This is a genomic window from Croceitalea sp. MTPC5, assembly GCF_036985505.1.
Lineage (GTDB): Bacteria > Bacteroidota > Bacteroidia > Flavobacteriales > Flavobacteriaceae > Croceitalea.
Genome location: NZ_BTGQ01000004.1, coordinates 86,314 through 107,070, shown reverse-complemented (window position 1 = coordinate 107,070; position 20,757 = coordinate 86,314). Strand labels below are relative to the sequence as shown.

The following is a 20,757-nucleotide window of genomic DNA, read 5'->3' as shown; positions in this document are numbered from 1 at the left end:
TACGGCATTTCATAATGGTTGTTTAGTTGGTTAGTTGGAAAAGGCGTCATATTTAAAATGTGGCGCTTTTTCTTTTTAATCCTGTTCCTGAAGCATTTTTATTTCATCCCTTAACTTGGCTGCCTCCATAAAATTCAATTCTTTCGCGGCCTTCTCCATTGCTTTTCGTTTTTGTTGGATGATTTTGGCCCTTTGTTCGGGTGTCAAATATTCTAAATCCGGTTCGGCCGCACGCAATTCCTCTTTTTGAAAGTGGTACGTGGAGACTGAATTTTTTGCTAATGCACTGTCCAAACTTTTGTTCAAGGCTTTTGGCGTTACATTATGCTCGGTGTTATAGGCAATTTGTTTTTCCCTTCTGTAGTTGGTTTCATCGATTGTTTTTTGCATACTGTCCGTAATGGTATCGGCATACATGATCGCCTTGCCATTTAAATGCCTCGCGGCCCGACCCACAGTTTGGGTCAATGACCTATTACTTCTCAAAAAGCCTTCTTTATCGGCATCTAGGATCGCTACTAACGATACTTCCGGTAAGTCCAATCCTTCCCGTAACAAATTGACACCTATCAGCACATCGAAAATTCCCTTTCTCAGGTCTTGCATGATCTCTACACGTTCTAAGGTGTCCACATCACTATGTATGTACCTGCAACGTACATCAATTCTTGTGAGGTACTTCGTCAACTCCTCGGCCATCCGCTTGGTCAGGGTGGTCACTAAAGTACGTTCATCAAGCTCCACCCTTTTTTGGATTTCTTCAATGAGATCGTCAATTTGATTCATACTTGGCCGTACTTCTATGATGGGGTCTAAAAGTCCGGTAGGTCGAATGACCTGTTCCACATAAATACCTTCTGAGAGTTGTAACTCATAGTCTGCCGGGGTGGCACTAACATAAATGACCTGATTTTGCAGCACCTCAAATTCCTCAAATTTCAAAGGTCTATTGTCCATTGCAGCGGGCAACCTAAAGCCATACTCGACTAAATTTTCCTTTCTTGAGCGATCTCCACCGTACATCGCATGAACTTGTGGTATGGTAACATGGCTCTCGTCGATAATGGTCAAGTAGTCATCCGGAAAATAATCGAGCAAACAGAAAGGTCTTGTGCCTGGCTCCCTTCCATCCAAATACCTCGAGTAGTTTTCGATACCCGAACAGTAGCCCAGTTCACGAATCATCTCCAAATCAAAATTGGTGCGTTCTTCCAGACGCTTTGCTTCTAAGGGCCGCCCGATTTCCTTGAAATAATCCACCTGTTTTACCAAATCATCCTGAATGGAACGAATGGCATTTTGAAGCACATCGGGTGAAGTGACGAACATATTGGCCGGGTAGATATTTAGATTATCATAGATTTCGATCACTTTATTATTAAAAGGATCTAGGGCCTCAATTTCTTCTATCTCATCACCGAAAAAGTGAATTCGGAAAGCATGGTCGGCATACCCCGGAAATACATCCACAACATCACCCTTTACCCTAAAGTTACCATTTCTAAAATCAGCAGTGGTACGTGAATACAGGCTTTGAACCAACTGACGCAAAAATTTGGTTCTTGAAATCACCTGGTCCCGATGTATGGATATTACGTTTTTTTGAAATTCTATGGGATTTCCGATACCGTAGAGGCAAGATACGGAAGCGACCACCAAAACATCACGTCGGCCTGATAATAGCGAAGAGGTTGTGCTCAACCGCAGTTTTTCAATATCCTCATTTATGGATAGGTCTTTTCCAATGTAGGTTCCACTGGTTGGTATATAGGCCTCTGGCTGATAATAATCATAATAGGAAACGAAATATTCTATCGCATTATTAGGAAAGAACTGTTTGAACTCTGAATATAACTGAGCTGCCAAGGTCTTATTATGGGCCAGAACCAGTGTTGGACGTTGTACTTCGGCAACTACATTGGCCACGGTAAAGGTCTTTCCTGAACCGGTTACCCCTAAAAGGGTCTGGTGCTGTTCCCCTGATTGTATTCCGGTAGCCAATTTAGCGATGGCTTGAGGTTGATCACCGGTGGGTTTAAATTCTGAGACGACCTTGAATTTCATACCGCAAAAATACTAAAGTGGATAGCTAAATGGACGTATGCGGAAAAATTATCTCTTCAAAGTAAAAAATCCCTGAACTTCCCTTGCCATATCATCAACGGCCCTGAACCAATAGCCACCGGCCGGTAACGGTCTGCCATTGAAGGTACCATCCCAACCATTCGAGTTTTGATCTATCTGGGCCAAAAATGTACCGTAACGGTCATAGATACGGATACTTTCAAATATGATGGGATCTCCCTCAGGCTGAATAAATTGCCAAAATTCATTTCTATCATCCCCATTGGGAGTGAAAAATTTAGGGAAACCTTCAACCGTTAGGTCTTGTATGAAACCCTCCTCAACGATACCACAACCATTTTTATCACGAACATAAAGTACATGACCGCCAGGAGCAACCCCTGAAAAAACGTTACTATCTTGATATGGCCCATTGATGTCGTCAATGGCATATTCATAATCGCCAAGACCAGTAGCTTGAACTTCTATACGCAGGCCAAGGCCTTCTTCTATGACGTTCAAATTGTTTATAGTGGCAATCGAGGACGATACGACCTCAAAATTCAATATCGTTGGGCATTCGATAACGTCACCAGGTTGTGAGACAATATTAAAGGCTTCCAAAAAGTATTGACCACTCTGTGTGATAGTAATTTGGGTATCTTCAGAGAGTAGGCTCTCATTCCCAAATTGATCTACGTTGAACCATCGATAACCGTCAGCACCTTCAGGAGCATCAATGGACAACAGGGTATCCCCACTTTCGCAAAATGAAAAAACACTTGGCAACGTGACTTGGGGGCTGAAGTCGGTGAATTCCCCCGTACTGGGGTCTAAGAAAGGTCCACAACCTAATAAGGTAGAAAAAGACTCTTGCCCACAGCCCTGGGCCTCACCTGAATCGTTAAATGGGATAATCGTTATGAAAAAAGTCCTGTTGGGCTCAAAATCGATGACAAAAGTACTATTGGTGAAAAATGTGGCATTGTCAAGTACATCATTTGAAGTTGGGGTTGAGCCTATCGTTACGCGATAGCCGGTGGCACCTGGTACTGCATTCCATTCAATAAGCGGGGTGAGTGGTACGTTGAATGCCCCGTTTAAGGGTGTGATTAAATTTGTACAGCTCGGTATGGGTGCCAAAGCACCGGTTCTAAAAGTAAAGTCTGAGCAACTTATGGGGGCTGAACCATTCTCGTTTTTCGGTACGATCCGTACGAATATTTGGGTGTCTGCCGGCAATTCCCCAGGGGGGTTAAAACTTAGGTTTTGAACATCAAGGGCCGTTGCGATATCGCCAAGACCGGGTGCTGTTCCAATGAAGATGTCATAGGCCGTTGCGGTCGGGGCGTATTCCCAGATAATGTTCGTGAATACGCTGACCCCGGTAGAGCCATCTACGGGTGTTCGCATTTGCGTGCAACCCGGGGGAGTGGTCACATCTTCCGTAAAAAATGATTGGCTATCACAGACGATGTCCTCACCGCCTTGAAAAAGGAAGTCAAGGATAATGGTTACAAAAATCTCGGTGTTATCCGGTAAGCCTTGCGGTGGTGTATATGAAGTGGCACTACCTACGGATGCCTGACCCAAATCCGCTGCCCCTGGTGCCGTACCCAATAAAATCTGATACCCGGGAATACCGTCGACAGGCTCCCAAGTTATGGTCGTATTGACAGGAACGTTTACAGCACCGTCGACCGGACTTAATAAATCAGGACACTCTTGGGCTACACCAATAGCAGTAGCCAGGGTTGTAAGTAAGAGGAGCAATTTTCTTTTCATACAGCATCGTTCGTACAACACTGTAATATACTACAAATCCCGCTTTTTTAATAACGCATAAGACAAATAGACGAAAATCGCAGTCCAAATGAGTACTATCAAGACTTCGTACCAATGTACATGGTAGTTCAATGTGATATTTTCACCTACTTGGTCAGCTACGGTCTGAACCGCTTCCAAGCGGGTAATCGGTTCTTTGATCAGGTTGAACATGGACTGTAATGGAAAAAAGCCCATTACGGTTTCCGTAGTTTCGCCATCAAAGAGTTTCCATCGTATCAAGCCCCTTATGATCCCTTCCAAGACCTGCCAAATAAAGAGAAAACCGAGCGCAAAGGCAGACCTTTTAACCAGTATTCCCAAGAAAAGGCAAAACGAAAAGAATCCCATTAACTTGACAAAAAATGCCAAAACAAATTCCAGATCGGAAAATATTATTGAGAGTTCGTTGTAATCTGAGTAAAAGAGTCCCAATATTAAGGAGACCACAAAAACAAAAACCGTTGAGATCAATGAGAATGAGATTACGGTCAAGAACTTTGATAAGATAAATTCTTTTTTGGATAGACCGTCAATTAAGTTCTGTTTGATGGTCTTATTACTGTATTCATTCGCCATCATCGATACGATGACAATGGCTAAGAAGAGTTTGAAGAATGCCGTGATAAAAGTATTGAAATGCCAGATGTAAGGAAAATTAAATATGCCTATCTCGGCGAGATGGAACTTTACCGGCCCGATGTCGAATTTGATTGCCGCAATCAGGGCAATTGAGGTCAACAGCACAAAATAAGAAGTAATCAATATCTTACTTGCCCTATTGTTCCAAAGTTTTATGAACTCTATTTGTAGTAGACGTACCATGCGTTTTTTGATTAGTTGTTTTTGGTCAATGCTAAAAATTGCTCTTCTAAACTCTCTTTTCGTTTGACCAGATGGGATAAGACAAATCCTTTCTCAAATAAGATCTTGTTCAGCTCTTCGGCATTCAGCTCTTCTTTAAGATAGGCGACCAAATTTCCGTTGAGGTGTTCTATTTTCCCGAAGCTCGCATTCTTATCAAGTAGTTCTTTAAGTCCGTTCATATCTTTTGAGCGCAATTCGAAAAAGCCATGGCTGGCAAGCATGCTATCCACTGGCCCCGAATAGAGCTTTTCACCTTTTCTAAGAATGACCACATGTGAACAGACCTTTTCGACCTCGTCCAAGAGATGCGAGGCTAAAAGTATCGTGGTGCCCAATGCGGCGATTTTTTTTATGATTTCCCGAATTTGGTGTATGCCCTGAGGGTCCAATCCATTGGTGGGTTCGTCCAAGATCAGTATCTCGGGATCGTTCAGCAATGCAGAGGCAATGGCCAAACGTTGCTTCATACCTAAGGAATAGGTTTTGAACTTACTATCCTTTCGGTCCCAAAGCCCCACCAGCTGTAACTTTTCTTGAATCTTGTCTTCGGAAACCTCTTTGATTTTACATACCAGTTTGAGGTTTTGAACAGCGGTCATGTAAGGGTAAAAGTTGGGGCGCTCAATAATTGCACCTACTTTTTTAAGGGCGTCGTGGGTAGAAGTATTACCTTCAAACCAACTGAAATCACCCGAAGTCCTATTCACGACATTGAGAATGATACCTAGGGTAGTGGATTTTCCACTACCGTTCGGGCCTAAAATGCCATAGACATTTCCCTTTTCTATGGTAAATGTCAGATTTTTGACGGCAGTTAGATGTCCAAACTTTTTGGTAAGATTGGTTACGGTCAGTATGGTATCCAAAATGGAATCGTTTTTTGATTGTTATAACCATCTGACGACAAACGCACCAAATTGTTACACCGTTCCCAAAATTTGGATACCTGTGGTGGTTTTTAATTTCGATTTACCCGGTACGTAATCCTTCGGTTGGTAATTACCGTAGTCGGGGTAATCATATTTACAGTGACGTTTACACTTGGATTATCCATTGTAATGTTCAAATCAGTTTGATCTTGTGCATTGGTCACGGTATTGGTATACGTTTGCGAACTTAAATAGGTATTTGTAATGACCGCTTTTGCTGTCAGGTTGAGGGTTTCAAGCTGCCCTGGGTTTAAGGTTCCCAAACTCCAATCGGGATACGTAAAACTTCCTGAGGACACGGTTGCGGAAACGAGCTCTAGACCATTCGGCAAGATATCGGTCAAGGTCAAATTGGTGACGGGCTCATCCCAAAAATTTTCTACGGTAATGGTAAAATTGACGTTCGTACCATCTGCCACGGTGTTTTGATCTACCGTTTTATTTAGAACGACATCGGGATCACAATTATAGACCGATATCGAGTTGGAGTCATAGGTACATGGCCCACGGGTAACCCTTAAAAAATAATCCCCTGCAACGGTGGCCGTGTAACTGGCATTTGTGGCACCTGGTATTAAGGCACCATCATTGAACCATTGATAATTGTCAAAGGTCTCTCCGCTTGAAATTTCCAAAACGGCGCCCGGCAAACAGTTATTTCCCGTAATTTCCAAATCTATGCTTGGTACGGTATCAAAACCGGAATAATAGCCGGCAACCCCCCTTGCGCCGTTAAATCCGAAGAACCCTACCGCAATCGGCCCCGTAGATTGAACACTAACATTGCCGGTCAGACTAGGTAGGTAAAATGTTTTCCAATCTGTTGTTCCTGCCACTGTTGAAGAGGGTGGTAAAGTTACCGTACCACTGCCATCAGTGACCGTAATATTACTGTCTGGTGTAGTCGTGGCCGCAATGATGGTAACCCCACCTGTTATGGTTATCCCAGCAGCATCGGTGATATTGGGAATATTGTCCATAGTATCGGGCAATAGGCAATTTACAGGTGCCACAAAATTCAATCCCTGTGTATAGGCTTGCGTTGACCCCCCCACACATTGATAGGCGTAAACATCTTTTGAAGTTTCTATATACATATTGGCCCCCACCGAATTCGATGAATAATTACTACTTGGAATTTCAAAGAAGTCGCCTTCGTTAAGGGTGGCTATTGCGGTTGCAGAGCCGTTTACAAAAATTTGGGTATTGTTTTCCGTGGCTATAATCAAGGGAAATTCCGTCCATCCATTGGCATTTCCATTCCCCCTAATAAACACATATTCTTTCCCTAGCCTATTTTCAGGAACCGGTTGGTCGATACCTGCATCTCGATTGGATTGTCCTGCCTGGCGGCCGTAGTTCATTGATCCATTACTGATGGCGATGTCTTTATCCGCGACAATAGAGGCACCGATCCAGCCCCTTTCATGGGCCAAAGTCGGTGAAGTGCCTATATAGGTCTCAAAGACGAAGGATTCGTTTTCATCTAAGGTCACGGTATAACTATCATCTGTTATTCCCGCCCGATTATTGCCTACACGAAACTCACAATCAGGGTCATAACCTGAGAGTGTTATCGTCGTATTATCCTCCGTGGCCATTATACCCAGGGTGTTTGATTTGGAATTCTCTGATCCCAAGTTGGGTACGCCGCCCCATTTGAACTCCGTACCTAGCGCAATTCTTCCCTTTGAGGTCAAAGATGCTCCCTGTGAATTGGAATTACCACGGTAGTTGACGTAAAAATTCTCACCGCCGGGAGATTCAAAACGAAGTCCACTATTGGTCAAGACTACTCCCGTGTTATTGTTGTCGACTAGGGTGATGTTGTTGTTTCCGTCCGCTAAAGTATATACTACTGGAGCAGTATTCGATATTGAAAAAGTCGCCAATGGTGTCGTACTGGTACCGCGATATGCATTTACGGTGAATGCGGTGGTTTCAGGTGTTGACAGGTAAATAGCTTGATCTCGAATCGCCGCATTATTGGCCCCTTGTCGTAATGGGGGCAGGTAATGGAGGTCACTTAATTGCGCATGGGCAAATCCGACGGATAAAAGTGCTAATAGAAAAAATAACTGCTTCATGAATAGTGGAATCAAAAACCGGCTAATATCAAAATAACAGCCGTTCCAATTGATGGACAACTGTTTGTTGTGAATCACGACAATACTGTTGTATTTCATCGATAATCGTAGTATGACCAATATACCCAAAAGCAAAAGCCACTTGCAATGAACTGCAAGTGGCTTTTGCTTTTGGTTTCTTTTAGTTTATCGATATAGGGTAAAATGCCCAATGAATTCCCTTTGGTCATTTTCACCGTTCAATTTGATGATATACCAGTAATCCCCTGTAGGCAGGTTTGTATCATTGTATAAACCATCCCAACCTTCTTCATTATCCTGTAATTGATATACTTGGCGTCCGTAGCGATCAAATATTTTAATGAATATATTTGGATATTGGTCAATATTCCTAGGCAGCCAGTAATCGTTCAATGAATCCCCGTCAGGTGTGAAGAACGTCGGGATTTCGATATCAATGAACTCCATAAAGATACTGGCAGTAGCTTCACATCCATTCTCATCCACCACCCTTACCAAATAGGTATCGGTTTGGGTAATATAGAACTTATTGTCATCACCATTGTCAACATCGTTGAAATAGTAGGTGTATCCTTCCCTTCCGCCTGTAACCAAGGCGGTTATCTCATTGAGGTTTTGTTGCTCCAATAGCAGCTGAAGTGGCATGAAATCCTCTATTTCGAAGTCCAACGTATTGATACAGCCATTGGCATGGGCAATGGTGATATAGTGTTGCCCTGGACTTAGATTCCCAAAATCAGGTTCCAATACCATATTTGCCGGGTCATCAGTATCGATACCATAAAGCACGTCATTGGCTACTGTTGGGTCTTCAAGGGTAATCAACAGCCTATTGTCAGGCACGTCGCCTGAACATTCATAGATTACCTCAATACCCGCATTTAGATTGGCACCCGCATCGATTTCAATAACTTGATTCGTCGTACAGTCGTTGGCATCTTTGACAAAAACCACATAGGTTTCGCTTGCCAATCCGTTAAATGTCATTTGACCTTCTACAAAGTCATCGTCATTATTACTGTTCAAACTGGTACGATAGGGTGCCGTACCACCGGTAATTGTCAACGAAATGGTTCCGTCTTCATCACCAGCACAAATCTCTGGAGTTGATGTATAATCTATTTCAAGTGCTTCAGGTTCCGTAATCTCAAACTCAATGAGTTCAAAACAACCATTACTATCTTGTACGATAACCTCATAGCTATCAGGACCAAGTTCGGTAAATATATTGCTGCTATCGAACTGGTTTAGGTTAGGGGAGATGGCATATTGATACACTCCTGTTCCTCCTGAAACATTTAGGACGATGCTACCATCTTCACCACCGTTGCAAGTGATATCGGTTATATTCGGTGTGACCACCAATGGGGTCGGTTCTTCAATTAGAATTTCCGTAGAGATCGTTTCACAATCCTCACTTCGCACATTAACATAGTAACTACCCATGGGCAAATCAGCGAATGTGCCCGTAGCTTGATAGGGTCGGACTTCGTTTGCCAGTCCGGAATCGGAGAACAGGGCGTATTCGTAATTACCGAGCCCACCATCAGCGGTAGCCATAATGACCGCTGTGCTATCGCCATTACAATTAATTGAAGCACCACTGCTATCGATATCCAATGTCAGCGGCTCAATTGGACTCAGGGTAATTTCATTGGAAACCGTTGAAATACAGTTGAAACTATCCCTTATAAAGTATTGGTAAGTGCCTGGGGCCACATTCTGGAAAAGATGGGCATTTGCATTATTGGTCTCGTTCATTGCATTGAAAGTCGTGCCGTCTATACTCCATTCATAGGGTCCGGTTCCACCAGTGGCACTAAGTTCCAATTCCGCTCCAGAAAGGCATGTTAGGTTTGCTGATGTGGTCAGCATTCCCCTTGGTTCAATGGGATCTACAATTTCAATGATGTTTGATTCGAAAGTACAGTCCATATCATCCAAGACCGTGATACTGTAAAAACCTGCTCCCAAGTTATCAAATACTGTAGTGGTCTGCGTTGTTGAGCTTTGCAAGAGGTTACTGCCCGATGCATCCTCATAATTATTCAAAATGTATCTATAGGAAGCTGCAACATTCCTAGCATCCAGACTTATGGATACTGAGGCATCGGTATCCCCTTGACATACCAAAGTCGTAGCGGCGATATTTCCTGAAATTGGATCTGGAAGTAGCAATTCAAATACATTGGAAAATGTAGCGGGACAGCCTAGGGCATCCGTGATTACAACATCATACCTACCTGCGCCAAGACCTTGAAAGAGGTTTGAATTTACCTCGGTTACACTGAAAACTGTGGACGTGGTAGTATTGGTCAAAACAATATCGTATGGCGCTTGGCCTCCGGTCGGTGTAATTCCCGCGCTACCTTGGTCATTGCTACACCCAACCTGTGTCAAATCAATTGGTGCCAAACCAATCGGGGCACTGGGAGTGGTGATACTAAACGCTCTGATTTGGGCACATTCAGGGAAACCATCTTGTGTTACCTCAACAATATAATTACCTGCGGGTACGGCTATTGGCGTAGTCGGTCCGAAATCGGGGGAAGTGCCCGTCAATATCGCGGCCCCATCATCTGAACGGTCGCCTGGTGTGCCGTTAGTGTTAAATATATTCCATGTAAAGCTACCGGAATAGGTGACGTCATTCATAGTCAAACGAATACTGCCATCGTCTCCAAAGCAAGTAACATCAGCTAATTTTTCTACATTGACATCAAAGGTGTTGGGTTCTTCCACTACATGGGTTATGGTTACTTCACAGCCCGTTGTTATATTACGCACCCCAAAAGTATAAGTGCCTGGGGTCAGATTATTAAAGGTGTTGTCCCCTGCAGGCTCATACGTCACCGATGGCAACTGCCTGAACTCATAGTTGGTCGGGTTTGTTCCAAAACTTGTAAGACTACTGGTAATGTGAATACTAATGTCCTCACCTGAAGTTGTACAACTTATAGGGTCATCTATATGGATCGTAGGCGTACCAAGAATATCGAAAGGCGCTATTGTTGCCGTTGTTGTACCAAAACAACCGTTTTCATCATATACATTAATCGTGTAGACGCCACCGGCTGGGTCCGTTTCGATGTACGTAGTAGCCGTACCCGATTGAACTACGTTTGAAGGTTCTACAGTGCCTGTATTCGGATCATCTTCCTCGATGAACTCATATCTGATGAAGGTACCGCTTCCACCTTGAACAAATGGGGTAACATCATTTACGGTAATGGAGGCATTGTTGGAGGTATTGCCAGAGCTACAACCGAATTCCACTATTGTGGGTGTCGGTACCGTAATTGCCGTCGGTTCCGAAATTGGAATTGGTACGCTGACCACGCTACAATTATTGGTGGTCACATCGCCGGTCACGGTTATGATATAACCATTGGTCACTGCAGGACCTAGGCCCGTAAATGTTGCTGAGTTCCCTGTAGTGCTTGTTGGGGCAATACTGGTCGCCACACCATCCCTTGACGTAATTTCAAAGGTATAGGGAGCTGCTGCACCATTAGTCGTTGCTATTGTAATGCTACCATCATTGGCACCCAAACAAGAAACGTCTGAAGTCACAATAGTGGGGTCAATTACGGGAACCACCCTGTCCGGTACATTAATTACAAATTGTCTATCACAGCTTGCATTGCTGGGCGTAGTGGTATCATAAATAGTAATGGTGTAATCGCCTGATAACGGTGCATGATAGTCAAAATTAGTACTTGGAACTACCATTTGGGTAACTGCGGGAGCACCAGCCGTATTGGTAATGCTATATTCATAACTACCCGAACCATCTAATATTTCAATAGTAATGATTGCATCCGGTGAAGCGGTACAATCGAGCAACTTTGTTAGGGTTGCATTTGCCGTCAACACGGGGTTGACCACAAAATTGGCTTCTACTGCAATACACCCATTTCCGTCCATGACATATACATCATAAGTACCCGGAGTAACATTGGAGAATACTCCTCCATTGTCCTCATAGGTCGATGGGGCAGGATCGCCAGCGTTTACTATGGCATAACGCAAATTGCCCGCAGCTGAGGTACCAACCGCGGTTACGGTTATTGGCGCGACACAATTGTCTTGGCTTACGCTCAGTGTCGGATTTGGTGCCAATGCCATCGTTACGGTATTCAATGTAAATGAACAGTGATATTGGTCATATAAGGTAACCGTATAATCACCGGCAGGGGAGTTTACGGGAATTTCCACAGGATTATCCGTTGTTCCACTTAAAGCCGTGAAGCCAACGGGGCCTGTCACATCATACGTGTATGGGGCACCACCGCCTCCTGAAATACCGTTAATTGCGATAAGCCCGGGTAGGTTACATGAAATATCCCTTGACACGGATGCCGTAGCAGCTAAAGGTGCCAATTCCGATACATAAGCATTTTCACTGGCCCCGACACAAGCGTCCACATTTGAACCATCGACTTGGGTTACTTCTATATAATAGTCGCCCTCTGCTAAAGGATTCGTCGTGGTTATCGTATTGGTATAAGCCACATTAGTAGCTATTGGGGCCCCACCACTGACCTCAATAGGTGTTGGATTGCCTAATTCATAAATTTCCCAGCGCATCGAGGGGTAAGCCGTAGATGGATTTAGGGTAAAAGTGATTTCGCCATTTGCGGCACCATCACAGGTCGGTGTAATGGTAGCACTGATCTCTACAGGTGCTGGTGTGATCAAATCATTTACATTGACCAAGCTTTGACGCACACAATCGGTGTCATCGCGCACATAGAAAACATATGTCCTACCCGGTGTCAAACCTGTCCAGGTATACCTTCCATGTCCTGCAGGTACCGGATCTCCCATAGAGTCCACGTTACCTCCAGGTTGCCAAGTTGCGGTGAAAGGATCAAAATTCGAGGGGTCTTCAGAAAGAGCATACTCGTAAGGAGCCACACCGGCCGTACCCTGTACCCTGACCTGTAGTTCATTACAATTTACGACTATGGCACTGATGCTGATGTCCAAATTATCAAGGGGGAAGGGGATGATATACCGATCAAAATCTTTTTGACAGAATACCCCAGGTGCCACCTCTACCCGTATGGATGGGAATACTTCGGTACCTGAAAAAGTAGGATTGGCGACGGTACCCCTTAGCTCCGTTGAGGCTTGCCAGGTGGTTCCCCCATCATTACTATATTGAATGGTACCCGACGGGGCACCGACATTTATAAACTCAAAACCAAAATCACTTTCTACCGTGCTTGCACAAGCTGCAGGTAAAATGGGTATGATATCCGCCGTTATTTCGGTGGCGTTGTTTATGGTCACTGTCGATGAAGTTGTATTACATCCGTTGACATCGGTAATGGTGACTTCATAATCGCCTACACCTATACCGGCATATTCCAAAGTATTCGTTGAAATATTCGTGTTATTTCGTCCGTAGTCAATACCGTCGCCGGGTGAGAGGTCGGTCAAAGTATAGGTATATGGTGCCGTACCCCCTGAAACGGATATGTCAATAGCACCAAGCCCATTAAAACATAAGGGATCTGTGGGGGTCGCAGTAACCGACAATGTTGGTACGGGAGTTAAAATGATGTCTTCTTCCACATAGGCACATAGGGCCGGACTGCCGTTGTTATCTTGTACGTACACGTCATAACCGCCTGGATTGGCAGCGGCCATTGTTTCGTCGATAGTCAAGGTATTGGTGGTGCTGAATAAACCAGTCGGACTGGTATTCGCAGGCACAATCGCGTATAATAGGGTGCCATTGCCTCCCGTGGCGTTAACCGTAATAGAACCATCATTACAAGCACTTAATTCGGTTACGTCAACATCTACGACCAATTGTGGATTAATAATGACCGTTTGCGTATTCGGGGCCGTTGGGCATCCCAATTGGTCCCTGACCTCAATAGCATAGCTACCGGCCGAAAGCCCCGTAAAGGTGTGGCTTGTCGAGGTAGATGGCGTAGGGGTGATCCATGGGCCCGAGTCTATCCTAAATTCATAATTGCCATTCCCAGAGGTCACATCGACTAAGATAGATCCGTCATTGGTGCCTGAATAACAAGCTGTAGGTGTTACGCTAAATGTCAAATTGGCCGGCGGTGCAATGGTTACCGCGTCGGTCAATGAAAGTGCTACTTCACAACCATTTTGGTCTCTGACACGAACAATATAATCACCATCCGTTACATTCGTAAATTGGGTAGTGGTTTGGTAAGCAGTTACAATAGCACCTCCCGTAGTTTCCAGTTGATATTCGTAAGATGGGTTTCCACCGGAAGCAGAGGCTTCTAGGGTTCCACCAGTATTGAAACAGGTATACGCGGCGGTCTGGGTCAATGCGGGAACAATGGCCGAAGGCTCTGTTAGTACTGCGGTAATATCAGTGGTACAAGAAGTATCGTCTACTTTTCGTATTTGTAGGGTGTAGTTACCATCTGCCAACGTACTTGTCGTAGTTACGGGTGAGGTCAAAGAAGTGGTCCAAGTTACACCGTCAGTCGAGTATTCAAAACCAGAGGCGGCATCAAAGTTGGAAACCTCAAATCGAATGGCCCCATCAGAACTTCCGTTGCAACTGGGATCTGTTATACCCAATAGGCTGGCCGTAAACTCTTGGTTATCTTCGACTACTACGGTGATATCGGTCGTTTTTTCACAGATTTCAGGTAGTTGAAAGGCCTGAATATCATCAAGGATCAATTCGTTGCCATCGTCGCTTGGTTGACTACTTATCAATACGATATCAACTTGTGTATTCGCACCGGGATTGAAGGTAACCGTTCGCTCATACCAATCATCGGCATTATTATTTTTGGGTATTTCTGCAGTACCGGCACTATTGATGAGTGTGCCCCCTGCATCCAATAATCGAACCTCAATTTCGGGATTATTGCCTGCTGAACCTGTCTGACGTAGGTTGTAGGCAAAGAATGTAATGGTGATATCCCGGTTCGGTAGTACCTCTAGACCCCTTCTTGCCCATATGACACTATTACTGCCTACCAAGTTGTTACTGGGGTTTATCGCTAAAAATCGCCCATCCGTCAACCCTGAATGGTCGTTGGGGTTACGATAGGCCGGTATCGGATTCGTTACAAAATTGGTCACGGCATATTCGCCATCAACTAATATTCCCGCAGGCCCCAAGTTACATGCGGTTGCCGAACCATCTTGTGGTTCATAGCAGTAACCCGCTCCTATTTCCCCGATTTGGGTCGTTGGTCCTGCTCCAAAATTCTCATTGAACAGGGTGCTTTGTTCGGGTGTAATGCTGCTAGAGTAGCCTACGGTTACCGTCTGTGTACCATCGGTGACATCTGCGAATATATTATTATCAGAAGGCGTGTTTAAGGTTCCATTTAAGGTATACGAGTATGTAAAATCAGTAGTATTTGAAGGGTTGATGGTAATCGTACCTAGACCATCACAATCATAGGCCACAGCTTGTGTAAAGCTAGGGTCAGTGGCCGTGGTCGGAACAGTTAAGTCCATGTCAAAGGTACAACCCAAGGCATCTTGAAGTACCAATTGATATGTGCCGGGCAATAGGTTTTGGGTGTCTACGGTATTAAAGGAGCTACCACCATCAAAACTGAATTCGTAAGGGGCTTGACCACCGTTGGGATTTAAAATTTTGACCAACGCACCAGCTGGGTTGCATGAGGCATCTTCAATAATGGTTGCTGAGGCTGTTAACCTAAACGGTTGTACGATTTCATAGTCAATGCTTTCTACACAATTGGTCGTGCTTGTACCACTGGAGTCCATGACCGTAATGGTATAAATGCCTGCGGAAAGGTTGAAAAAGGTATTGCTATTTTGATAGGTTGCCCCACCATCAAGGCTATATTGATAAGGTGCCGTACCGCCCGTAACGCCTACCGTCAGTGTCGCCGTTGACGAATCTGAACAGGTAATGTCAGAGTTGGATGCCGTGATTACTGGGCTACCATAAAATTCAACCGTCACTGTATTTGAAATCGCATAACATCCACTGCTATCGAAAACAATGAATTGATAATCGCCTGCGTCTGTGCCGTCCCTAAATAGGAAATTATTCGTTGTTTGGATATTGGCCGCTGGAATGTCCGAAAGGTCAGGAGGACTTGGATATAAATCCACACCATCCCTGCTCCAAATAGCCATATTATAATCAGGGTCTGGAAGTCCATTGCTTGGTGTCACGGTTACAATCCCTGAGTTACAAGTGATATGTTCAGAAACAACGGCACTTAGCTCTGGGTCATCTATTTCTGTCACCGTGATCTCTTGCGAATCAAAACACCCGTCTTGGGTACGTGTGATGACAAGGTAATTTTCTGGGTTCACATTGATAAACGTGTAGGTGTCCGCATTTAGAGCTGGTTGATTACTGACAAGTGACCCTTGTCCACCATTACTGCCATCGTCTAATCGAAGTTCATAACTATAATTTGGTAGCGCGTTCAATGCTTGAACCGTAATCGTACCTAAATCATTACAATCTGCTGGTGTTGTGCTGATGTCAACACTAAAGTTTCGTTCTTGTATGCCAATTTCGGGCGTTTCGAAAATACAGCCTCCTGTTATAGGATCACCGGTTATTGGATCCAACTGTGTGATTTGAACCTTATAGGTGCCACTTGTCGTAATATCGAAATTAGGGCCGTTGTTCGCGTTATAGGGTACAATCGGATTATCGTTGTCCATGGCATCGACCAATTGAAAACCATATCCAGAACCTACATTGGTAATCCTGATATTACCAGGGGTATTACATAAGATATCCGATGAGGTGAAGTCAATATCCAATTCATTTTTAAATACATTAAAATAGAAGCGACTGAAACACCCATTTTGGTAATTAATGACCACCCTGAATTCCCCACTTTCGGTTAGTGTGAAGTTATCTGATGTTGCGACGGCATTCCAAGTACAGGTACCATTCTTATTGGCGCAATCATCACCGGTATCAGAGCAACTTGTCTCATCCAACTTTTCCCAGGTAATACTTTGGGCATCGGTGATACCTAATTGTATGGTGGCTTCGTCGGTAGCACCGCACAAGAATATTTTTGGTAAAAGATCACCATCAATGGAGCAGGTCACGATTTCTCCCTGCATATCATTGTCAGGATTGGCGTCACTATTCACTTGATTAAAATAATCGACTATCGGATTGGTTTGTGTGGTTCCAAAGCGTTCTACTGTAATTCTTTCCACTAAATCAGGACAAGCACCGCCTGCAGACTTTTCTACAACGTAATCCCCTATTTGGGTCGCCAGAAAAGTGCTGGGATCCCCATCTGGATCGCCATCATTTAAAACGGTGTCAGTGCCATCTACTAGACCATTTCCATTGGTATCCAACACCCAATTGTAACTGGTAAAGCCACTACCTGCGGCCAAGAGTACATCATCTCCACAAAGTTGAACGGTTCTTGCCTGATCACAATTGGTCAAGTCGTTTAAAATGGAATTGCTTGCAACTTCAGGTGTTCTGGCACAAGCAGTTATCGAGGTTGAACCATTCTCATCGGTAAATGTTGCGGAATTGGTTTCACCTTGATAGGTGGAATACGCCAAATTTTCTAGGGTAGAGGAGCAGGCCGCAACGAAATCAGAGCAATTTAAAGCTATGGTGACCTCAATGCGTATGCTATATTCGGGATCACCGACTTCCACCAGTCCATCAGGAACTTGAAATATGATTTCATTGGTTACGGGGTCGTGGGTGGCGATAACACCAGGTGCGTTGGAGACATCGACGGTATTGAAAGTTACATTGGCAGGTAGTATGTCCCGTATCGTATAATTCACGGCATCATCATCACCTGTATTTTGAAAGCGCAACACATATTCAAAGGTTTGTCCGAGGCTTACATCCTGACCATTGATATCATTACCCGACAAATCTTCGGCGGTATTTCCTAAGAGGATTTCAGGTGCCAGCACTTGAACGTAAGAGGCATCATTAACGGTACCATCGTTGGGGTCGACATTGGGTGTTCCACTACCATATTCACCACCGTCACCACCATCTGCATTGTCATCTTTGTAAAATTCATTGGCATCACTACAACCATCACCATCACTGTCTAAATCTAAATTGTCAGGTAGCCCATCATTATCAGTGTCCGCACAAACGGGAACGTTGGCGATGGTAATTTTAATATCATCAATGAAGTTACCTACTGAAAGGCTGCCCCCGGCCGTTGAAACCGCCTCAAAAATAAATACGGTATTGGTTTGACCCATGGGAACCGTATACGTTCCTGTATAAAGGCCCCACGCAGCATCGTCATCACTCATGACGGCTTGTTCGGTGGCAGAAGCCAAATCGGCCCCGATTCTAACGCGCATCACATCAGTACCCTCTCGGCCACGATGTCTCAACGACCAGTTCATTACGGTACCGGGTGTCAAACAGAGATTTTGGTACAGTGCCGAACTTTGGTTCGCATTGAGCTCAGCAAACTGATTGCCATTAAAAGCGGGTACCCCTTGGAAATTGTCGGACCAAAGTTCTATTTGACCGTCAGTGGCGGTCGTAAACCAGCCGGGTACGTCATTTTCGCTCAATACCCTAAAAGTAGCCCCTGGAATTACGGGGTTCTCAAAACTTTCATTGACAATGGTCTCAAAACAAATAGTACCACCGCATTCGTCAGCATCGTAGATACCGTCGTTATCATCATCCAAATCCGTAATATCCCGCACGCCATCGTTATCAAAATCATTGTGGACGATAACACTTGCTGACGGAATATCTTCAGAAATATTGGTGTCCGTTTGGTCTTGGGTGTGCGTTGCCGTATTCGTTATATTGAGAAGGGGTAGGGTATCGATTTCATCACCCTGTACCGTGATTTCCAATTCAGCCGTCTCACCACCATCCAAAGTTCCTATGGTCCATGTATTACCGCTCCAACTACCATCAATGGTGAAGGCACTAACGAAACTTAAACCGGCTGGAATGTTATCGGTTACCTGCAAGTTGGTCAAAGGGCCAATACCCAGATTTCGAACTTGAATCGTAAATGTGGCCGTTTCACCTTCCATAATTTCGGGTCGGTCGACCGACTTATTAATGACGATATCGGGATCACAATAGAGTGCACGAATCGAATTACTGTCGTAAGTACATGGGCCCTTGGTACCGCGAACAAAAAAATCACCAGCTCCCGAGGGTGCATAGCTGGGGCCATTCGCACCTGGAATGGCGACGCCGTCTTCAAACCACTGGTAGGCATCGAAATTACCAGTTGCCTCAAAAATTTCTGAACCCACGAAACATCCGCTACCGCCACGAATTTCTAAAATCACTTCGGGTACGGTATCAAATCCTGAAAAGTATCCTGCTACTCCACGAGCGCCGTTGTAGCCAAAAAAACCAACGGCCATGGGCCCTGTTGATTGTACGCTTACGTTCCCATTCAGGTTGGGTACGAAAAAAGTCTTCCAGTCTGCTGAACCAGCTACTGGAACGTGTGCTGGTAAGGTTACCGGGCCGTTACCATCGGTAACGATAATATTTGCATCCGGTGTATTTACGGCAGCAATGATAGTCATTCCACCCGTCACGTTTTGCCCTGCCATATTACGAATATCAGGTATGTTATCCATGACGTCCGGTAGTAGGCAATTCACCGGAGCGACAAAATTCAGGCCTTGGGTATATACTTGGCTGGCACCGGCCATACATTGATAGGCATATACGTCTTTAGAGGTCTGAACGAACATATTCGCACCCACGGTATTCGAAGAAAAGTAACTACTTGGAACTTCGTAATAATCACCTTCGTCTATAGTCGCGATAGGTGTCGCGTTACCATTTACAAAAATTTGTGTGTTGTCCGCTATGGCTATAAGTAAAGGAAATTCCGTCCATCCATTGGTGTTACCATTACCCCGAACAAAAACATAATCCTTACCCAATTTATTCTCGGGTACAGGTTGATCAATACCTGCATCCCTATTACCGGCATTTACTTGTCGACCAAAGTTTATGGATCCATTACTGATCACAATGTCCTTATCCGATTCAACGGTCGCACCAATCCAACCATCTTCATGCGCTTGTGTCGGTGCAGTACCGATATAGGTTTCAAAAACAAATGATTCATTGGCATCTAAGTTTACGGTATACGTATCGGCTGTAATGCCCGCCCGATTATTGCCTACCCTGAATTCGCAACCAGGGTCATATCCATAAAGTCTGATGGTCGTGTTATCTTCGGTTGCCATGATGCCCAAGGTGTTCGACTTTGAAGAATGTGAACCTAAATTGGGCACACCACCCCATTTAAAACGTTGCCCTAGCGCTTGTCTTCCTTTTGAAGTTAAAGAAGCTGCTTGTGCACTTGAGTTACCCCTATAATTGACGTAAAACTGATTGCCGCTTGGGGATTCAAACCGCAACCCGCTATTATTCAAGACAACACCAGTATTGGCATTATTGACCAGAATTATATTGTTGTCCCCATTACTCATGCTATAAACCGCAGGGCTCACATTTGAAATATTAAATGTGGCCACTGGTGTGGTATTGGTGCCGCGATATACGTTTACGGTGAAGGTAGTAGGCTCTGGTGTAGAAAGGTATACTGCTTGCTCCCTAATACCGGCATTATTTTGACCTTGTTTTAAAGGTGGCAAATAATGAAGGTCGCTCAACTGTGCATTTATTGAAAAACTAAATCCTATTACAAAAAAGAAAAACAGAATTTTACGGCTCATTAATTGATTTTTTGGGATAACTCCACATTTCACAGAACTTCAAAAAAAATATAACCCTGTACGATGGGCAATAATATGTTGTAAAATGGTTGAAGAATGTTGGTAACCCTTAGAATTATGTAAATTGTAAAAGGGAATTGAACTTAATAATCTAGGTTCATTGGGATATACCGCGCCTATTTTGTGCGAAAACACTGTAAGTGTGCAAGGTAGGATATGCTTTGTTGGAACATTCCTGATTACCAAGAATCAATAGCGAA

At 44.3% G+C, this 20,757-nt stretch carries 6 protein-coding genes; all 6 read right to left on the bottom strand.

Features of this window, described 5'->3' with window-relative positions:
* Positions 1–75: 75 nt before the first annotated feature.
* The 6 genes from uvrB to AACM45_RS13160 all read right to left on the bottom strand — a co-directional run bounded on the left by uvrB (position 76) and on the right by AACM45_RS13160 (position 20,497).
* The gene (gene uvrB, locus AACM45_RS13185; protein ID WP_339143262.1) at positions 76–2,064 is read right to left on the bottom strand and encodes an excinuclease ABC subunit UvrB; all 1,989 of its coding nucleotides are present in this window, start codon (positions 2,062–2,064) and stop codon (positions 76–78) included.
* 48 nt (positions 2,065–2,112) lie between these two features.
* A complete protein-coding gene (locus tag AACM45_RS13180) occupies positions 2,113–3,849 on the bottom strand; it encodes a T9SS type B sorting domain-containing protein (protein WP_339143261.1) in 1,737 nt (578 codons plus the stop codon).
* A 30-nt stretch (positions 3,850–3,879) separates the two neighbouring features.
* A complete protein-coding gene (locus AACM45_RS13175; RefSeq protein WP_339143260.1) occupies positions 3,880–4,713 on the bottom strand; it encodes an ABC transporter permease in 834 nt (277 codons plus the stop codon).
* Between the two features lie 11 nt (positions 4,714–4,724).
* Positions 4,725–5,621 (bottom strand): ABC transporter ATP-binding protein, encoded by an 897-nt coding sequence (locus AACM45_RS13170; protein ID WP_339143259.1) that lies wholly within the window; start codon positions 5,619–5,621, stop codon positions 4,725–4,727.
* A 92-nt stretch (positions 5,622–5,713) separates the two neighbouring features.
* Positions 5,714–7,870, bottom strand: coding sequence for a DUF11 domain-containing protein (locus tag AACM45_RS13165; RefSeq protein WP_339143258.1), 2,157 nt, complete (start codon positions 7,868–7,870; stop codon positions 5,714–5,716).
* An 87-nt stretch (positions 7,871–7,957) separates the two neighbouring features.
* Positions 7,958–20,497 carry a T9SS type B sorting domain-containing protein gene (locus tag AACM45_RS13160; protein ID WP_339143257.1) on the bottom strand — a complete coding sequence of 4,180 codons (12,540 nt, stop codon included), beginning with the start codon at positions 20,495–20,497 and terminating at the stop codon, positions 7,958–7,960.
* Positions 20,498–20,757: the final 260 nt, after the last annotated feature.